This window comes from Mycobacterium shimoidei, assembly GCF_900417275.1.
Classification (GTDB): domain Bacteria; phylum Actinomycetota; class Actinomycetes; order Mycobacteriales; family Mycobacteriaceae; genus Mycobacterium; species Mycobacterium shimoidei.
In genome coordinates, this window is the sequence record NZ_UEGW01000001.1 from 2,223,663 (window position 1) to 2,239,674 (window position 16,012).

Sequence of the window (16,012 nt, forward strand, 5' to 3'; positions counted from 1 at the left end):
CCGCAGACTCAACGCGAAATTACGACAGCCGCTCGATCACCATCGCCATGCCCTGGCCGCCGCCGACGCACATGGTCTCCAGGCCTAGCGTCTTGTCGTAGGCCTGCAGGTTGTTCAGCAGCGTGGCGGTGATGCGGGCACCGGTCATCCCGAACGGGTGGCCAAGGGCGATCGCGCCACCGGAGACGTTGAGTTTGTTCTCATCGATGCCGAGTTCGCGGGCCGAGCCCAGCACCTGCACCGCGAAGGCCTCGTTGATCTCGAACAGGTCGATGTCGCGGATCGACATGCCGGCGTTGGCCAGCGCTTTCTTGGTCGCCTCGATCGGCCCGAGGCCCATGATCTCCGGGGACAGGCCGGTCACCCCGGTGGACACGATCCGCGCCAACGGGGTCAGCCCGAGCTCTTTGGCCTTGGTGTCGCTGGTGATCACCACCGCCGCCGCGCCATCGTTGAGCGGGCAGGCGTTGCCCGCGGTCACCGTGCCGTTGGGCCGAAACACCGGTTTAAGCTGGCTGACCTTTTCGTAGGTCGTACCGGGTCGCGGGCCGTCGTCGACGCTGACCGTGGTGCCATCCGGCAACGTGACCGGCTCGATCTCACGCGCGAAGTGACCGCTCTTGATCGCCTCCTCGGCGCGGTTCTGGCTGCGCACCCCCCAGTGATCTTGTTCTTCGCGGCTGATCCCGGTCAGCAGCGCCACGTTCTCCGCGGTCTGACCCATCGCGATGTAGATGTCGGGCAGCTTGCCGTCCTTGCGCGGGTCGTGCCATTCGTCGGCGCCGGCCGAGGCCGCTTCCGTGCGTTGCTGAGCCTCATCGAACAGCGGGTTCTTGGTGTCCGGCATGCCGTCGGCGCTGCCTTTGGCGAAGCGCGACACCGTCTCCACGCCGGCGGAGATGAACGCGTCGCCCTCGCCGGCTTTGATGGCGTGGAACGCCATTCGGGTGGTCTGCAGCGACGACGAACAGTACCGGTTCACCGTGGTGCCCGGCAGGAAGTCGTAGCCGAGTTGCACAGCGACCACCCGGGCGATGTTGTAGCCGGACTCCCCGCCCGGCTGGCCGCAGCCCATGATCAGGTCTTCGATCTGATGCGGGTTGAGCGCGGGCACCTTGTCGAGCGCCGCGCGCACCATCTGCGCGGCCAGGTCATCGGGCCGCATGTTGACCAGCGATCCCTTGCCGGCACGACCGATCGGCGAACGGGCGGTCGAAACGATGACGGCTTCAGGCACGATCGGCTCCCTACTGCTGGACGGGTTACACCGAATCTAGCCCGGGGTCGCCGCCCCGCACGAAGACGGGTGCCGGCACTCCGGTGGTGTGCCGTCGCAGCAGTCGCGACACGATGTCGCGGCGATCGGCGTCACCGGTATGTGTGCCCGCCGCCTCCAGGGCCGGCGTCAGGTCGCCGGTCGAGATACCCAGCGCCCGGCACAACGCCGGCAGCAGCTGATCGGCCACTAACGCATAACCCGCCGCCGACGGGTGGTACCGGTCGTCGGACAGCAACAGCGCCGGCGAATGGCGGAAGCTCGAGGACAGCAGGTTGGCCAGCGGAACCGGCACCCCGCCGGCCGCCTTGACCGCAGCGGCCTGGGCCCGGGCCAGTTGCAACCCCCGAGTGCGCGCCACCCAGCGCAGCGGCTGGGGAATCGCGGTGATCACACCGAAATCCGGACAGGTCGCGACCACGACCGCGGCCCCGCTGGCGCACAGCCGCTGCACTGCCGCGCCGAGCCGGCGCGCCGACGGCCTGATGCCGTTCAACGCGGTGACGTCGTTGGCGCCGATCATGATCACTGCCGCATCCGGTGGGGGGCCTGCCACGAACATGGCATCGACTTGCCCGGACAACCCCTTCGACGTGGCCCCGACGATGGCCTTGGTGCTCAGCCGGACACGTTTGCCGGTCTGCTCGGCGAGACCGCGGGCAATTCGCACGCCGGGCACCTCGTCGGCGTCGCGGCAGCCGTAGCCGGTGGCGGTGGAGTCGCCGAAGATCATCAGGTGCAAGTCGACGGGGGTGCCGCGCTCCCAGCGTTGCACGGGCCCGCCCCCGGGCGTGTAGATGCCGTCCGCGCGGGGCGGGGCTTTCGTGGCCCTCGGGATGACCTTGCGGGCATGCTGAGCCTGGCCGATCAGCAGGTTGCGGGCACCTACAAAAGCGGTGCCCGTTGAGGCCAACGCCCCTGCTGCGGCCAAAGCAACCATCGATCGCCGCGGCACGCGAATGTCCACGGCGTCAGTTTATGTCGGCTCTGGCGGAGGTTCTCGCAACGCCGGCGCGGCTGGAATCACAGAGCGAAACAAATGTGGTATCGATTAAGACTCTTTGATTGTTGAAATTTTTACAGGTGTCAAGCTAGGTTTGCGAGGTTGGCTGGGTGTCGGTGCGGGTATGCCCTCGCTTAGGCAAGAGGCAAGAGTTGAACCCGATGCTCTGCTACTTCGTCGACTGGCTACAACGGCGTAGGAGTTGAGCATGACCGCAGCGACCAAGGTTCCCGATCCATCACATACTTTGCTGCGCGCTCGCAACACGTCGCCGGCGCGCAAGCTTCCGTTCAGCGACGGTGCCCCGGTCGAGGTTGTCGAAAGCGGGCCCAGCATCCCCGGCAGGTTGCTGTCCCTGGCAAGCCACTTGACGATCCGCCCGACGCTGGCAATCGGCAGCTATCTTCCGCATCTGCCCTGGCCGTGGGGTCTGATCGACTTCGTTTCCCGCGCGCTGCTGCCCACCCCCGGCACCGTGCGTGCGACGGTGGGCCTACCGAACGCGACAGCACAGTTGGTGCGCGCTCCCGGGGTGTTACCCGCCGATGGCAGGCGCCGCATAGTGCTCTATCTGCACGGCGGCGCTTTTTTGACGTGTGGAGCGAATTCCCACAGCAGGCTGGTCAACGCCCTGTCGCACTACGCCGACTCGCCCGTGCTGGTGGTGAACTACCGGCTGATCCCCAAGCACTCGGTGGGCATGGCCTTGGACGACTGTATGGACGCCTACCGCTGGCTGCGGCTGCGCGGATACTCCCCCGAGCAGATCGTGCTGGCCGGCGACTCCGCGGGAGGTTACCTGGCGCTCGCGCTGGCGCAGCGGCTGCAGGATGAGAACGAGGAGCCGGCGGCGCTGGTGGCTATCTCGCCGCTGCTGCAACTGGCCAAGGGTCCCAAGCAGGCCCATCCCAACGTCAGGATCGACGCGATGTTCCCGTCCAAGGCGTTCGACGCCCTGGCCGCGCTGGTCGCCCGTGCCGCTGCCAAGAACATCGTCGACGGCAAGCCGGAGGCGATCTACGAGCCGCTCGACCATGTCGCAGCGGGCTTGCCGCGCACACTGATTCACGTGTCGGGCTCCGAGGTGCTGCTGCACGACGCCCGGCTGGCGTCGCGCCGCCTGGCGGCCGCCGGCGTGCCCGCCGAGGTCCGGGTGTGGCCCGGTCAAATTCACGATTTCCAGCTCGCGGCGCCGGTGGTGCCGGAGGCGACACGCTCATTGCGGCAGATCGGCGAATACATCCGCGAGGCCACCGGCTAACGGTCACTTGCGCACCTGAGACTATGAAGGTATGCGGATCGCGCGGCACATCAGTGAACTCATCGGCAATACCCCGCTGGTTCAGCTGAACTCGGTGGTGCCGGCGGGCGCCGGCCGCGTCGTCGCCAAGGTCGAATATTTCAACCCCGGACTGAGCAGCAAGGACCGCATCGCCGCGAAGATGATCGACGCCGCGGAGGCCAGCGGTCAGCTGAAGCCGGGCGGCACCATCATCGAACCCACCTCGGGTAACACCGGCGTCGGGCTGGCCCTGGTCGCCCAGCCACGCGGTTACAAGTGCATCTTCGTCTGCCCGGACAAGGTCAGCGAGGACAAGCAAAATGTGTTGCGCGCCTACGGCGCCGAGGTGGTGGTGTGCCCGACAGCGGTGCCGCCCGAGCACCCGGACAGCTACTACAGCGTCTCCGATCGGCTGGTCGAGGAGATCGAGGGCGCCTGGAAGCCCGACCAGTACTCGAATCCAGAGGGTCCGGCCAGCCACTACGAGACCACCGGCCCGGAGATTTGGGCCGACACCGACGGCCAGGTCACCCATTTCGTCGCCGGCATCGGTACCGGCGGAACGATCACCGGCGCCGGACGCTATCTCAAAGAGGTCTCCGACGGCCGAGTGCGCGTCATCGGCGCCGACCCGGAAGGATCGGTCTACTCCGGTGGGACCGGCCGCCCCTACCTGGTCGAGGGGGTCGGCGAGGATTTCTGGCCGGCCGCCTACGACCGTTCCGTCCCCGACGAGATCATCGCGGTCTCCGACGCCGACTCGTTCGACATGACCAGGCGACTGGCCCGCGAGGAGGCGATGTTGGTCGGCGGATCCTGCGGGATGGCGGTGGTGGCCGCGCTGAAGGTGGCCAAGGCGGCCGGGCCGGACGCGCTGGTGGTCGTGTTGCTGCCCGACGGCGGCCGCGGCTATATGTCGAAGATCTTCAACGACGCATGGATGTCGTCGTACGGGTTCTTGCGCACCCCGCTCGACGGCTCGCTGGAACAACCCACCGTCGGGGACGTGCTGCGGGGCAAATCCGGAAAGCTGCCCGACCTGGTGCACACCCACCCGTCGGAGACCGTGCGCGACGCCATCGGCATCTTGCGCGAGTACGGGGTGTCGCAGATGCCCGTCGTCGGTGCCGAGCCGCCGGTGATGGCCGGCGAAGTGGCCGGTAGCGTGTCGGAACGCGAACTGCTCTCGGCCGTCTTCGAAGGCCGCGCCAACCTGGCCGATGCGGTCGCGCTGCACATGAGTCCCGCGTTGCCGATGATCGGCGCCGGCGAGCTGGTGAGCGCGCTGGCCAAGACGCTGCGCGATTGGGACGCGGTGATGGTGGTCGAGGAAGGCAAACCGGTGGGTGTGGTCACCCGGCACGATCTGCTGGGATTCTTGTCTGAGGGTCCGCGCCGTAGGTAGCGCGACGACGAGCAAGCCTGGTGCCGCCCGGGCCGGCGATCCGCGGCTTGCCCACGCAGGCCTACACCTCGTGGTTCACCCGCGTGCTGGCGTTTTTCATCGACTACTTCCCGTATCTGGTCATCGTCGGTACCGGCTGGCTCGTGCTGGTGAGCACTCAACGGCAGGCGTGTGTCGCCGACATCAGCCGTTACGGTGTTGACGAGCTGTGCGCCACCGGGTTCTCTCCGATGGGGCTGACGGTCTTCTGGCTGTCGATCCTGCTGGGGCTGGCCTACTTGGTCTGGAACTACGGCTACCGCCAGGGCACCACCGGGTCGAGCATCGGTAAGTCGGTGATGAAGTTCAAAGTCGTCAGCGAAAACACCGGTCAGCCAATCGGTTTCGGGATGTCGGTGCTGCGCCAGCTCGCACACCTCGTCGACACGATGGTGTTCTACGTCGGGTACCTCTTCCCGCTGTGGGACGCCAAGCGGCAGACGTTGGCCGACAAGATCATGGCCACGGTGTGCCTGCCCTCATGACGCGACAGCACGGGCTTGCCACCAAGGCCATCCACGCCGGCTTCCACACCGACCCGTCGACCGGTGCGGTCAATCCGCCGATCCACACCAGCAGCACATTCGCCCAAGACGGCGTGGGTAAGTTGCGCGCCGGATTCGAATACTCCCGCTCGGCCAACCCCACTCGCGCCGCGCTGGAAGCGGCGCTGGCCGCGGTCGAAGAGGGCAGGTTCGGCCGGGCGTTCGGCTCCGGCATGGCCGCCGCCGACTGCGCGCTGCGCGCGATGCTGCGTCCGGGCGACCACGTGGTCATTCCCGACGACGCCTACGGCGGCACATTCCGATTGATCGACAAGGTCTTCACCGAGTGGGGTGTGGCATATACCCCGGTCGCACTGTCCGACCTCGACGCGGTGCAGGGCGCGATCACCCCGCACACCCGGTTGATCTGGGTGGAGACGCCGACCAATCCGCTGCTGTCGATCGCCGACATCGCTGCGATCGCCCAACTCGGCCACGAGCGCTCCGTGAAAGTGTTGGTGGACAACACGTTTGCGTCCCCCGCGTTGCAGCAGCCGCTGACGCTCGGCGCCGACGTCGTACTCCATTCGACGACCAAGTACATCGGCGGCCACTCCGACGTCGTGGGCGGGGCGCTGGTCACCAGCGACGAGGAATTGGACGCCGCGTTCGGTTTCCTGCAGAACGGGGCCGGGGCCGTGCCCGGCCCGTTCGACGTCTACTTGACCATCCGCGGTCTCAAGACGCTGGTGTTGCGCATGCAGCGGCACAGCGAAAACGCCGCCGCGGTCGCCGGTTTCCTCGCCGAGCAACCCGCTGTCGGCACAGTCCTGTACCCGGGGCTGTCCGGCCACCCCGGCCACGCCGTCGCTGCCCGGCAGATGCGCGGATTCGGTGGCATGGTGTCGGTGCGGATGCGTGGTGGACGCTCGGCAGCCGAAAGGCTTTGCGCCCGAACCGAAGTGTTCATCCTCGCCGAGTCGCTGGGCGGGGTGGAGTCGCTGATCGAGCATCCCGCTGCGATGACGCATGCGTCGACCGCCGGTTCGCAGTTGGAGGTTCCCGACGACCTGGTGCGCCTGTCGGTGGGCATCGAGGACATCGCCGACCTGCTGGCCGACCTGGACCAGGCGCTAGCCGACTAACGCCGGGTGCCTAGCCCTGGTACGGCTCCGCGCTGACCAACGTCACCTTGACGGTGTTGCCGTTGGGAACGGTGTAGCTGCGCGACTCGCCGACCTTGGCGCCGATCAGCGCACCGCCGAGCGGCGAGTTCGGCGAGTAGACCTCCAGGTCCCCGTCGTTGATGCCCTCCCCGCGGGTGGCGATCAAGAAGGTCTCCTTGTCCGACTCGTCATCGCCGTAGTAGACAGTGACCACCGAGCCGGGAAGCGCAACCCCGGACTGCTTCGGAGCCTCACCGACCTTCGCGTTGTTGAGCAAGTCCTGCAGTTGCCGGATGCGAGCCTCTTGCTGGCCCTGCTCCTCACGCGCGGCGTGGTATCCGCCGTTCTCGCGCAGGTCGCCTTCCTCGCGGCGGTCGTTGATTTCCGCGGCGATGATCGGACGGTTCGCGATCAACTGATCGAGCTCAGCCTTCAGTCGGTCATGTGACTCCTGGGTCAACCAGGTCACCTGAGTGTCCGTCATCTCGTCGTGCTCCCTTGTATGTATTCCGTTACGGATTCGCGTGCGCTGAATTGCGGCTGCCGGCGGCTTAATCGCGTTACTGCCGCTCACGCGTGCGTATACCCGCTAAAGCAGCAATACACGGCCCCAGCTGGAACCGTGCACCACGACATTTTAGCACCGCTGAGGCAGGTCACTTGAGAATGTTTTCGCAGTTCGACGTCGTCGCCGCCGATACCGGGTCACGAAGCACGCAGGTAGCCGGGCACATCGGTGCCGCACCCGTAGATGTCACCCATCACCGGCGGACGGCTGGACTTCACGATCGTGGTGATCTGGATCGTGGATTCCGGCGACGGGGGGACCAGCACTTCGCGCCGGCCCGTCTCGCTGCCGTCTTTGGCCCGCACCCGCACGATGCAGTCGACCGGACGCGACGGGTCGGCGCGCGTGACGCTGATCGTCACCGACACCGTCTCGTCGTCGATCACCCGGTAGGCGGCCAGCCTGCCGTCCACGTCGCTGCGGCCCAGCCGCTGGTAGCCGACGACGGCGACGATCACGCCCGCGACGACTACCAGCAACCCCAACACGATGACAGCGCCGCGCCGCCACCGCCGGGATCGGCCGTAGCGGCTTTCCGGGGGAAGGATGGGCGCTTCGCTCATGGGCTGGTACGTCGGTTCGGATTCGGGCCACCAGGATGGAACTATTAGGTTAAGGGGCCGATAGTGCGGCGAGACAGGGAGTACGTGAGCGAATTGCGGTTGATGGCGGTGCACGCCCATCCGGACGACGAGTCCAGCAAGGGAGCCGCCACGCTTGCCCGCTATGCCGACGAAGGGCATCGCGTGCTGGTAGTGACGTTGACCGGCGGCGAGCGCGGCGACATCCTCAATCCCGCCATGGACCTGCCCGACGTGCACGGACGCTTGGCGGAGATCCGCCGCGACGAGATGGCCAAGGCGGCGGAGATTCTGGGCGTCGAACACACTTGGCTGGGCTTCGTCGACTCGGGCCTGCCGAAAGGCGACCCGCCGCCACCGCTGCCCGACGATTGCTTCGCGCGGGTCCCGCTCGAGGTGGCCACCGAGGCGCTGGTAAGGGTCGTGCGCGAGTTCCGGCCGCACGTGATGACCACCTACGACGAGAACGGTGGCTACCCGCATCCCGACCACATCCGCTGCCACCAGGTTGCGGTCGCCGCCTACGAGGCGGCCGGCGACTACCGCCGCTTCCCGGACGCCGGCGAAGCCTGGTCGGTGGCCAAGCTGTACTACAACCACGGCTTTTTGCGGCAGCGAATGCAGTTGCTGCAGGACGAGTTCGCCAAACACGGCCAGCAGGGCCCGTTCGAGAAGTGGCTGGCGCACTGGGACCCCAAGCACGACGTTTTCGCCGACCGGGTAACCACCCGGGTGGAGTGCTCGGCGTACTTTTCGCAACGCGACGACGCGCTGCGCGCTCATGCCACCCAGATCGACCCCAAAGGCGATTTCTTCGCCGCTCCCATCGAATGGCAGCAGCGGCTGTGGCCGACCGAAGAATTCGAGCTGGCCCGCTCCCGGGTGCCGGTGCGGCTGCCCGAGACCGATCTGTTCGCCGGAATCGAGGCCGAAGAATGATTCTTGCCGGTGCAGCCGGTGCAGTGAGTGCACTCGTCCTGCTGGCCGATGACGCGCCACGCAACAGCGGACCCGACTTCGGCAAGGCCAGCCCGTTCGGGCTGCTGGTCATCGTGTTGCTGCTGCTGGGGACGTTCCTGCTGGTGCGGTCGATGAACAAACAGCTGAAGAAGGTGCCCGAGTCTTTCGACCCGACGCATCCGGAGCCGGATCAGGCCGCCGACGAGGGCACGGTCGGTGAAACCGACGGATCGCCGCGTGAACCCGACTGAACATCGCGGGCAAAACAAACTCGCCGACGCCGCCAGCCCCTATCTGCGCCAGCACGCCGACAACCCGGTGCACTGGCAGGAGTGGACGCCGCAGGCGCTGGCCGAGGCCGCCGAGCGCGATGTGCCGATCCTGCTGTCGGTCGGCTACGCCGCCTGCCACTGGTGCCACGTCATGGCCCACGAGTCGTTCGAGGACGAGCAGGTGGCCGCAGCGATGAACGCCGACTTCGTGTGCATCAAGGTCGACCGCGAGGAACGGCCCGACATCGACGCCGTCTACATGAATGCCACTGTTGCGCTCACCGGGCAAGGCGGGTGGCCGATGACATGCTTCCTCACCCCGGACGGGCGACCGTTCTTCTGCGGCACCTACTACCCGAAAGCCGCATTCCTCGAACTACTTTCGGCCGTCATCAGCACCTGGCGTAATCGCCGCGAGGAGGTCGAGCAGGCGTCCGACCACATCGCGGGCGAGCTGCAGTCGATGGCCCAGTCTCTGCAGGGCCTGACCGGCGGTCCGGAGGTAGAGCCGTCGCTTTGCGACCACGCGGTGTCGACCGTGCTCGACGACGAGGACACCGTGCACGGCGGATTCGGTGGAGCACCGAAGTTTCCGCCGTCGGCGCTGTTGGAGGCGCTACTGCGGCATTACGAACGCACCGGGTCTGCTCGAGCGTTGCAGGCTGTGCAGCGCACCGGAACCGCGATGGCCCGCGGTGGCATCTACGACCAGCTGGCCGGCGGCTTCGCCCGCTATAGCGTCGACAACGCCTGGGTGGTACCGCATTTCGAGAAGATGCTGTACGACAACGCGCTGCTGTTGCGCAGTTATGCGCACTGGGCCCGCCGGACCGGCGACCAATTGGCGCGCCGGGTCGCCGGCCAGACCGCCGCGTTCCTGCTGCACGATCTCGCTGACGGCGACATGTTCACCTCATCGCTGGACGCCGACGCCGGGGGTCGTGAAGGGGCGACCTATGTGTGGACGCCCGCACAGCTGACCGAAGTCCTCGGAGCCGACGACGGACGTTGGGCCGCCTCAGTTTTCGGTGTCACCGAGGACGGAACGTTCGAGCACGGCACCTCGGTGTTGCAGCTGCCGGCCGATCCGGACGACCCCGATCGCTTCGATCGAGTCCGCACCGTGCTGCTGGCCGCACGGTTGACCCGGGTGCAGCCCGACCGCGACGACAAGGTTGTCAGCGCCTGGAACGGCCTGGCGATCACCGCGCTGGCCGAAGCCAGTGTGGCGCTGGACGATCCGGAGCTGCTCGACGCCGCGCGGCGGTGCGCGACGGCGCTGATCGAGCTGCATATCGTCGACGGCCGGCTGCGGCGGGCCAGCCTGGGCGGACACGTCGGCGACAACGCGGCCCTGCTGGAAGACCACGCAATGCTGGCCACCGGTCTGCTGACGCTTCATGAGCTCACCGCCGAGGACAGCTGGCTGACGGCGGCCACGGCACTGCTTGACACGGCGCTGGACCATTTCGCTGATCCCGACCGGCCCGGCCGTTGGTTCGACACCGCCGACGACGCCGAGCAGCTGATGCTGCGGCCCGCCGACCCGCTCGACGGGGCGACGCCGTCCGGCGCGTCGTCGGTCGCCGAGGCGCTGCTGCTGGCCGGGTATCTCGCCGACGAGCCGCACGCCGACCGGTATCGGCAGGCGGCGGCCGACGCACTGCTGGCCCACTCGCCGCTGCTGGCCCGCGCCCCGCGTTCGGCCGGGCATTGGCTGGCCGTCGCCGAAGCCGCCGTGCGCGGGCCGCTGCAGATCGCGGTCGCCTGCGAACCGTCCGAGTCGGCGCTACTGGCCGCTGCGCGCCGGCTGGCGCCCGGCGGGGCGATCGTCGTCGGCGGCCAGGTGGATTCCCTGCACTTGCTGGCCGGCCGGGACCGAGTGGGCGGCGCCGACGCGGCCTACGTGTGCCGCGGGCGGGTTTGCGACCTCCCGGTTACCAGCGTTGAGGATCTGGCTGCCGCGCTCGCCCGGTAGCCTCACGTCTCATGCCGACTGCTGAACAGATCGCCGACACCGTCCACCGCTACATCGGTTTGCTCGCCAAGGGCAGCGCCGACGACATCGCCGCCCTGTACGCCGACGACGCCACCGTTGAGGATCCGGTCGGCGGCGAGGTGCACATCGGTCGGCAGGCCATCCGCGGCTTCTACTCCGCGGTGGAGAACGCCGAGAAAGACTGCGAGCTGGTCACGTTGCGGGTGGCCGGCAACGAGGCCGCATTTCAGTTCCGGCTCACCGTCAAGTCCGGTGACGGCGGGATGGTCATCGAGCCGATCGACGTGATGGCGTTCGACGAGGACGGCAAGGTCGCCGCCATGAAGGCGTACTGGTCGGCAGAGAACGTCAGTTCGCTTTAGCGTCGCTATAGCTGCGGGTGGTCGACATAGAAGACCGCCAGCCACATCGCGATGTAGTGCAAGATTGCCGCGATCGCCGTGCAGGCGTGGAAAAACTCGTGATAGCCAAAGGTGTTCGGCCACGGATCCGGCCAGCGTAGACCGTAGAGCACCCCACCAACGCTGTAGAACACGCCGCCGACTACCAACAGCACCATCGCGGCCACCCCGGCACTGTGAATGATCGTCGGCGCATACCACACCGCCACCCAGCCCAACACCAGATAGAGCGGCACACCCACCCAGCGGGGCGCGGTCGGCCACAGCACCTTCAACAAGATCCCGGCTGCCGCGCCGACCCAGACGATCCACAGCACCAGCGTTCCGACGTTGTGCGGCATGGCCAGCCGCGCGAACGGTGTGTAGCTGCCCGCGATGAACACGAAGATCATCGAATGGTCGAGCCGCTTCATGGATATCCGGGCGACGTCAGACTTCCACTGCACTCGGTGATAGGTGGCGCTGACGGCGAACATCGCCACGGTGGCGGCCGCATAGATGAATGTCGCGAGACCGGCACTCGGCGACTCGAACGCCCACGACACCGACACCAGGGTGGCGCCGCAGATGATCGCCAACCATGCGGCGTAGAAGTGGATCCAGCCGCGCATGCGCGGCTTGGTCAAGACGTCGGTGGCACCCTCGACTACGTCCTCGACAACGTGCAGCGGTCCGGACTGCTCAGGTCGCGAATCGGCGTCGGTGTGGCTCAACTCGCTCTCCAAAATTTGCGCCCTGCGTTATGTGGGGATCCCCGGCGGGGCTTCGTTCCCACAGTAGTCTGGATCCCCGTGGAGATTATTCCGCCACGGCTCAAGGAACCGCTGTATCGGATCTACGAGCTGCGGCTGCGGCAGGGCTTGGCCGCGTCCAGATCCGCGCTGCCGCGCCATATCGCAGTGCTCTGCGACGGGAACCGGCGTTGGGCGCGTGACGCCGGCTACGACGACGTCAGCTATGGCTACCGGATGGGCGCGGCGAAGATCGCCGAGATGCTGCGCTGGTGCGCCGAAGCCGGCATCGAAATGGCCACGGTCTACTTGCTTTCCACCGAAAACCTGCGTCGCGATCCCGACGAACTTGCCGCGCTGATCGAGATCATCACCGACGTCGTCGAGGAGATCTGCGCCCCGGTCAACAAGTGGAGCGTGCGCACGGTGGGTGACCTGGAGCTCATCGGTGACGAGCCCGCCCGGCGACTGCGTGAGGCGGTGGAGAAAACCCCATCGGATGCCGGCTTCCACGTCAATGTCGCGGTCGCCTACGGCGGACGTCAGGAGATCGTCGACGCGGTCCGCGCGCTGCTCAGCAAGGAACTCGCCAACGGGGCCAGCGCCGAGGAACTCGTCGACGCGGTCACCGTCGACGCGATCTCGGAAAACCTGTACACCTCCGGACAGCCCGACCCCGACCTGGTGATCCGGACGTCGGGGGAGCAGCGGTTGTCCGGGTTTCTGCTGTGGCAGAGCGCGTATTCGGAGATGTGGTTCACCGAGGCGCATTGGCCGGCGTTCCGCCGGGTCGACTTCCTGCGCGCGCTGCGCGATTACAGCCTGCGCCACCGTCGCTACGGCATGTAACACTTGAGGGATGGCCGCGCTGTCCGCAGTGGTTTTTGCGCTGAGCTGGTGGCTGGGGTTGTACCTGCTGGTCCGTGACCCGCGCAAGCCGGTCCTCGTATTGGCGGCCATCGGGTTGTGTGCGTTTGCCACGGTGGTCGCCTTGGATGCGGTACGGCTGGTGGCGCACAGCGATCTGCTCAGCCAGGTCGAGGTCTACCTGGTGGTCATCCCGGGTGTGGCCTGGTTCGCGGTGCTCCTCGAGTTGTCCCGGCCCTGCGAGCGCTGGCGGGCCCGCACCGGTGAGTTGCTGCTGACAGGCGTCGTGGCCGCCCTGGCCGTGGCGGGTGCGGCAATGGCCGGCAGCGTCGGCGGCCCGCTGCGGGCCGGTCATCTGGTGATGTTCGCGGTGCTCTCGACGTCGACGCTGGGCGCGATGGTCGCCGCCCTGGTGCGCCGGCCCGCCCAGCCCGTCTCAGTCGCCGGGCTGGTCATCGTCGCGACGCTGTTCTTCGCACTGAGCAACGCGATCCTGGTCATCCCGCTGGGTCTGCTGCCCAGCTGGCTCGCGCTGGCCTCGACCGGTTGCGACGTGCTGGCGCTCGGCATCGCGGTGGCCCTCTGGGATGCCTTCGACGAGGGTCAGGCGTTGCGCGCCGACATGATGCGCTCGTTTTGGGGCACCACCCTGGTGGCGGTGCTGTTCGGCGGTCAGGTCCTGGTCGGCATCGCAGTTACCAGCCAACAGACTGCGCTGGTCGTATTGCTGTTCACCAGCTTGGCGATCGCCATCGCCGTGCAGGTGCTGGCCGACCCGCTGGCGGGCATGCTGGACGGGGTGGCGTTCTCCCGCTCGCCGGCGTTGCGCGCGGACTTGGAAACGTTGCGGCGCACGCAATCCGCGCTGCCGCTGCGGTCCACCGACCCGCTCGACGACGTCGACGACGAGACGTTCACGCGCCTCACCCGTCGCGCCCTTGGCCACTACGGCGACCTGTCCAAGCTGGTCGCCAGCCCGCTGACCGGGTTGCCCATTATCGACGAGCGGCTGGCTGCGCGCGGGGCACCCGATCAGCCGCTGGAGCGGGCCATCGAACTCAAGGCGCTGCTGGCCGATCGCATCGAGCGGCTCAAGCCGCAAGATGGCGGCGATTTCGGCACCAGCGAGGAGTGGCGCTACTACAACGCCCTGTACTTCCCCTACGTCGCCGGTGTGCGCGCTTATGCGCAAAACGCCACCGCCGCCGGCCTGGACCCAACGGCTCGGCGGGCCTGGCAGTGGTTCGTCACCGAGGTACCGCAGCGCTCGCTGCATAACTGGCAAAACGCCGCGGCCCGGCTCATCGCCGCCGATCTGCGGGGCAGGGTGGCCGTCTCCAGCAGCTAGAACGCCGGCTCCGATCACGGTGACCAGCGCTTGGCAGTGCTTGGCAGCGCCACGCGTCGATCTGGCAGCGCCACAACGGCACGCTCGAGGGTGTTCGATCACCCCGATCGCAAGGAGTTCTCAGATGACCGCCGTAACCGGATTGCCCACCGGCCCCTTCACCGACTCCACCGACTCGATGCTGCGGTTCGCGATGCGCGTCGACGCGACGCTCACCGGGCTTGGCGGACTGCTCATCGCCGCGGCCGCCGACCCGATCTCGTCGCTGACTGGGCTGACCTCTTTGCAGGAGTACGCCGTCGGCGCGTTCTTCATCTTCGCCGGCCTGGCGGTGTTCTGTCTCGCCGCGCTGCCCGATCTGCGCCGGACCGGGATCGGTGTCGCCATCGCGAACTTCGCCTTCGCCGTGGCGACCGTGGCCGTCGTGGCCGCCGACGTGTTGCCGCTGAGCACAGCCGGCATCGCCACCACCCTGGCCGGCGGCGTGTACACCGCGGTGTTCGGCTACCTGCAGTACCTCGGAGTGCGCCGACTACCGGCGTGACTCCCTTCCGGGTCGGTGCGGGGCGCCGCCGTAGGAGGTTTGCGGTGTGCGGCCCCGCACCGGCGCTGTGCCAAAGGCAGCAAGGGATTTCGGGCGATCGGAAGTTCACAACTTGCGCAGCCGCAGCCGGTTAATGGAATGGTCGGCGTCTTTGCGCAGCACCAGGGTGGCCCGCGGCCGGGTGGGCAGGATGTTCTCGACGAGGTTGGGCCGGTTGATCGAGCGCCAGATGTCGCGCGCGGCGACGACGGCCTCCGCATCGTTGAGCCCGGCGTAGTGGTGGAAGTGTGACTCCGGGTTGGCGAATGCGGTGGAGCGCATCGCCAGGAATCGCGACACGTACCACTGCTCGATGTCCTCGATTCGCGCATCCACGTACAGCGAGAAATCGAACAGGTCCGACACCATGAGCGTCGGCCCGGTTTGCAGCACGTTGAGTCCCTCGAGGATCAGGATGTCGGGGTGACGGACCACCTGCTTGGCGCCGGGCACGATGTCGTAGTGCAGGTGCGAGTACACCGGCGCGCACGCGTAGGGCGCACCCGACTTCACCGAGGTGACGAATCGCATCAGTGCCCGCCGGTCGTAGCTTTCCGGGAAGCCCTTGCGGTGCATCAGGTTTCGCCGTTCGAGTTCGGCGTTCGGGTAAAGGAAGCCGTCGGTGGTCACCAGGTCGACGCGCGGGTGGTGGTCCCAGCGGGCCAGCAGCGCCTGAAGCAGACGGGCCGTGGTCGACTTGCCGACCGCGACGCTGCCGGCCACCCCGATGATGAACGGCACCGGCCGGTCGGGGTTCTGTTGTGGTTCACCGAGGAATTCGGCGGTGGCGGCGAACAGTCGCTGGCGGGCGGCGACCTGCAGGTGCAGCAGACGGGCCAGCGGCAGGTACACCTCTTCGACTTCGAGCAGGTCGACCTGCTCGCCCAAACCTCGCAGGGCTACCACTTCGTCTTCGGTCAGTGACAGCGGCGTCGACATGCGCAACGCCCGCCACTGACGTCGGTCGAACTCCACATAGGGGCTCGGCTCGCTCGGCCGCGGCATAAGTGTCAGTCTTGCAGCCGCGGCCGCGCCGCCACTCGGCG

16 protein-coding genes and 1 pseudogene are annotated in these 16,012 nt (G+C 67.4%); 11 read left to right on the forward strand and 6 right to left on the reverse strand.

The annotated features are described in order from the left end of the window. Positions 1 to 19 precede the first annotated feature (19 nt). Positions 20 to 1,237, reverse strand: coding sequence for an acetyl-CoA C-acetyltransferase (locus MSP7336_RS10970; RefSeq protein WP_069397732.1), 1,218 nt, complete (start codon positions 1,235 to 1,237; stop codon positions 20 to 22). Positions 1,238 to 1,262: 25 nt separating this feature from the next. Next, positions 1,263 to 2,243, reverse strand: a complete 981-nt coding sequence (locus tag MSP7336_RS10975; RefSeq protein WP_069397733.1) for an SGNH/GDSL hydrolase family protein — start codon at positions 2,241 to 2,243, stop codon at positions 1,263 to 1,265. Positions 2,244 to 2,487: 244 nt separating this feature from the next. On the opposite strand from MSP7336_RS10975, the gene MSP7336_RS10980 reads away from it, so the two are divergent. The 4 genes and pseudogenes from MSP7336_RS10980 to MSP7336_RS10995 all read left to right on the forward strand — a co-directional run bounded on the left by MSP7336_RS10980 (position 2,488) and on the right by MSP7336_RS10995 (position 6,635). Further along, the gene (locus MSP7336_RS10980; protein ID WP_113963692.1) at positions 2,488 to 3,540 is read left to right on the forward strand and encodes an alpha/beta hydrolase; all 1,053 of its coding nucleotides are present in this window, start codon (positions 2,488 to 2,490) and stop codon (positions 3,538 to 3,540) included. A 31-nt stretch (positions 3,541 to 3,571) separates the two neighbouring features. After that, the gene (locus tag MSP7336_RS10985; protein WP_069397735.1) at positions 3,572 to 4,966 is read left to right on the forward strand and encodes a cystathionine beta-synthase; all 1,395 of its coding nucleotides are present in this window, start codon (positions 3,572 to 3,574) and stop codon (positions 4,964 to 4,966) included. Between the two features lie 23 nt (positions 4,967 to 4,989). Next, positions 4,990 to 5,490 (forward strand): annotated as a pseudogene (locus MSP7336_RS10990) (RDD family protein); the annotation flags it as partial. Continuing rightward, positions 5,487 to 6,635 (forward strand): cystathionine gamma-synthase, encoded by a 1,149-nt coding sequence (locus MSP7336_RS10995; RefSeq protein WP_113963694.1) that lies wholly within the window; start codon positions 5,487 to 5,489, stop codon positions 6,633 to 6,635. The pseudogene MSP7336_RS10990 and the gene MSP7336_RS10995, both read left to right, overlap by 4 nt. 10 nt (positions 6,636 to 6,645) lie before the next feature. Here MSP7336_RS10995 and greA read toward each other — a convergent pair whose 3' ends face one another. Together greA and MSP7336_RS11005 are read right to left on the reverse strand one after the other, a co-directional pair. Next, positions 6,646 to 7,140 (reverse strand): transcription elongation factor GreA, encoded by a 495-nt coding sequence (gene greA, locus MSP7336_RS11000; protein WP_069397737.1) that lies wholly within the window; start codon positions 7,138 to 7,140, stop codon positions 6,646 to 6,648. Positions 7,141 to 7,361: 221 nt separating this feature from the next. Next, positions 7,362 to 7,787, reverse strand: coding sequence for a DUF4307 domain-containing protein (locus tag MSP7336_RS11005; protein ID WP_069397738.1), 426 nt, complete (start codon positions 7,785 to 7,787; stop codon positions 7,362 to 7,364). Positions 7,788 to 7,871: 84 nt separating this feature from the next. Between MSP7336_RS11005 and mca the strand changes: the two genes are divergently transcribed. Genes mca through MSP7336_RS11025 form a run of 4 tightly spaced genes read left to right on the forward strand, consistent with a single transcriptional unit; the run spans position 7,872 to position 11,398 of the window. Continuing rightward, a complete protein-coding gene (mca, locus tag MSP7336_RS11010) occupies positions 7,872 to 8,744 on the forward strand; it encodes a mycothiol conjugate amidase Mca (RefSeq protein WP_069397739.1) in 873 nt (290 codons plus the stop codon). Beyond that, a complete protein-coding gene (locus tag MSP7336_RS11015; RefSeq protein ID WP_069397740.1) occupies positions 8,741 to 9,016 on the forward strand; it encodes a hypothetical protein in 276 nt (91 codons plus the stop codon). Before mca ends, MSP7336_RS11015 begins: the two co-directional genes overlap by 4 nt. Continuing rightward, positions 9,003 to 11,015 carry a thioredoxin domain-containing protein gene (locus MSP7336_RS11020; RefSeq protein WP_113963695.1) on the forward strand — a complete coding sequence of 671 codons (2,013 nt, stop codon included), beginning with the start codon at positions 9,003 to 9,005 and terminating at the stop codon, positions 11,013 to 11,015. Before MSP7336_RS11015 ends, MSP7336_RS11020 begins: the two co-directional genes overlap by 14 nt. 11 nt (positions 11,016 to 11,026) lie before the next feature. Next, positions 11,027 to 11,398, forward strand: a complete 372-nt coding sequence (locus tag MSP7336_RS11025; RefSeq protein ID WP_069397742.1) for a nuclear transport factor 2 family protein — start codon at positions 11,027 to 11,029, stop codon at positions 11,396 to 11,398. Between the two features lie 5 nt (positions 11,399 to 11,403). Here the strand turns inward: MSP7336_RS11025 and trhA are convergent, their stop codons facing one another. Continuing rightward, positions 11,404 to 12,105, reverse strand: a complete 702-nt coding sequence (gene trhA / locus MSP7336_RS11030; RefSeq protein WP_232321113.1) for a PAQR family membrane homeostasis protein TrhA — start codon at positions 12,103 to 12,105, stop codon at positions 11,404 to 11,406. A 123-nt stretch (positions 12,106 to 12,228) separates the two neighbouring features. On the opposite strand from trhA, the gene MSP7336_RS11035 reads away from it, so the two are divergent. The 3 genes from MSP7336_RS11035 (at position 12,229) to MSP7336_RS11045 (ending at position 14,927) form a co-directional block, all read left to right on the forward strand. Then, positions 12,229 to 13,017 (forward strand): (2Z,6E)-farnesyl diphosphate synthase, encoded by a 789-nt coding sequence (locus MSP7336_RS11035; protein WP_113963696.1) that lies wholly within the window; start codon positions 12,229 to 12,231, stop codon positions 13,015 to 13,017. 10 nt (positions 13,018 to 13,027) lie between these two features. Further along, positions 13,028 to 14,383 carry a hypothetical protein gene (locus MSP7336_RS11040; protein ID WP_113963697.1) on the forward strand — a complete coding sequence of 452 codons (1,356 nt, stop codon included), beginning with the start codon at positions 13,028 to 13,030 and terminating at the stop codon, positions 14,381 to 14,383. Between the two features lie 124 nt (positions 14,384 to 14,507). Next, entirely contained in the window at positions 14,508 to 14,927 is a 420-nt protein-coding gene (locus tag MSP7336_RS11045; protein ID WP_113963698.1) for a hypothetical protein, read from the forward strand. Between the two features lie 105 nt (positions 14,928 to 15,032). Here MSP7336_RS11045 and coaA read toward each other — a convergent pair whose 3' ends face one another. Next, the gene (gene coaA, locus MSP7336_RS11050) at positions 15,033 to 15,971 is read right to left on the reverse strand and encodes a type I pantothenate kinase (RefSeq protein WP_069397747.1); all 939 of its coding nucleotides are present in this window, start codon (positions 15,969 to 15,971) and stop codon (positions 15,033 to 15,035) included. Positions 15,972 to 16,012 lie beyond the last annotated feature (41 nt).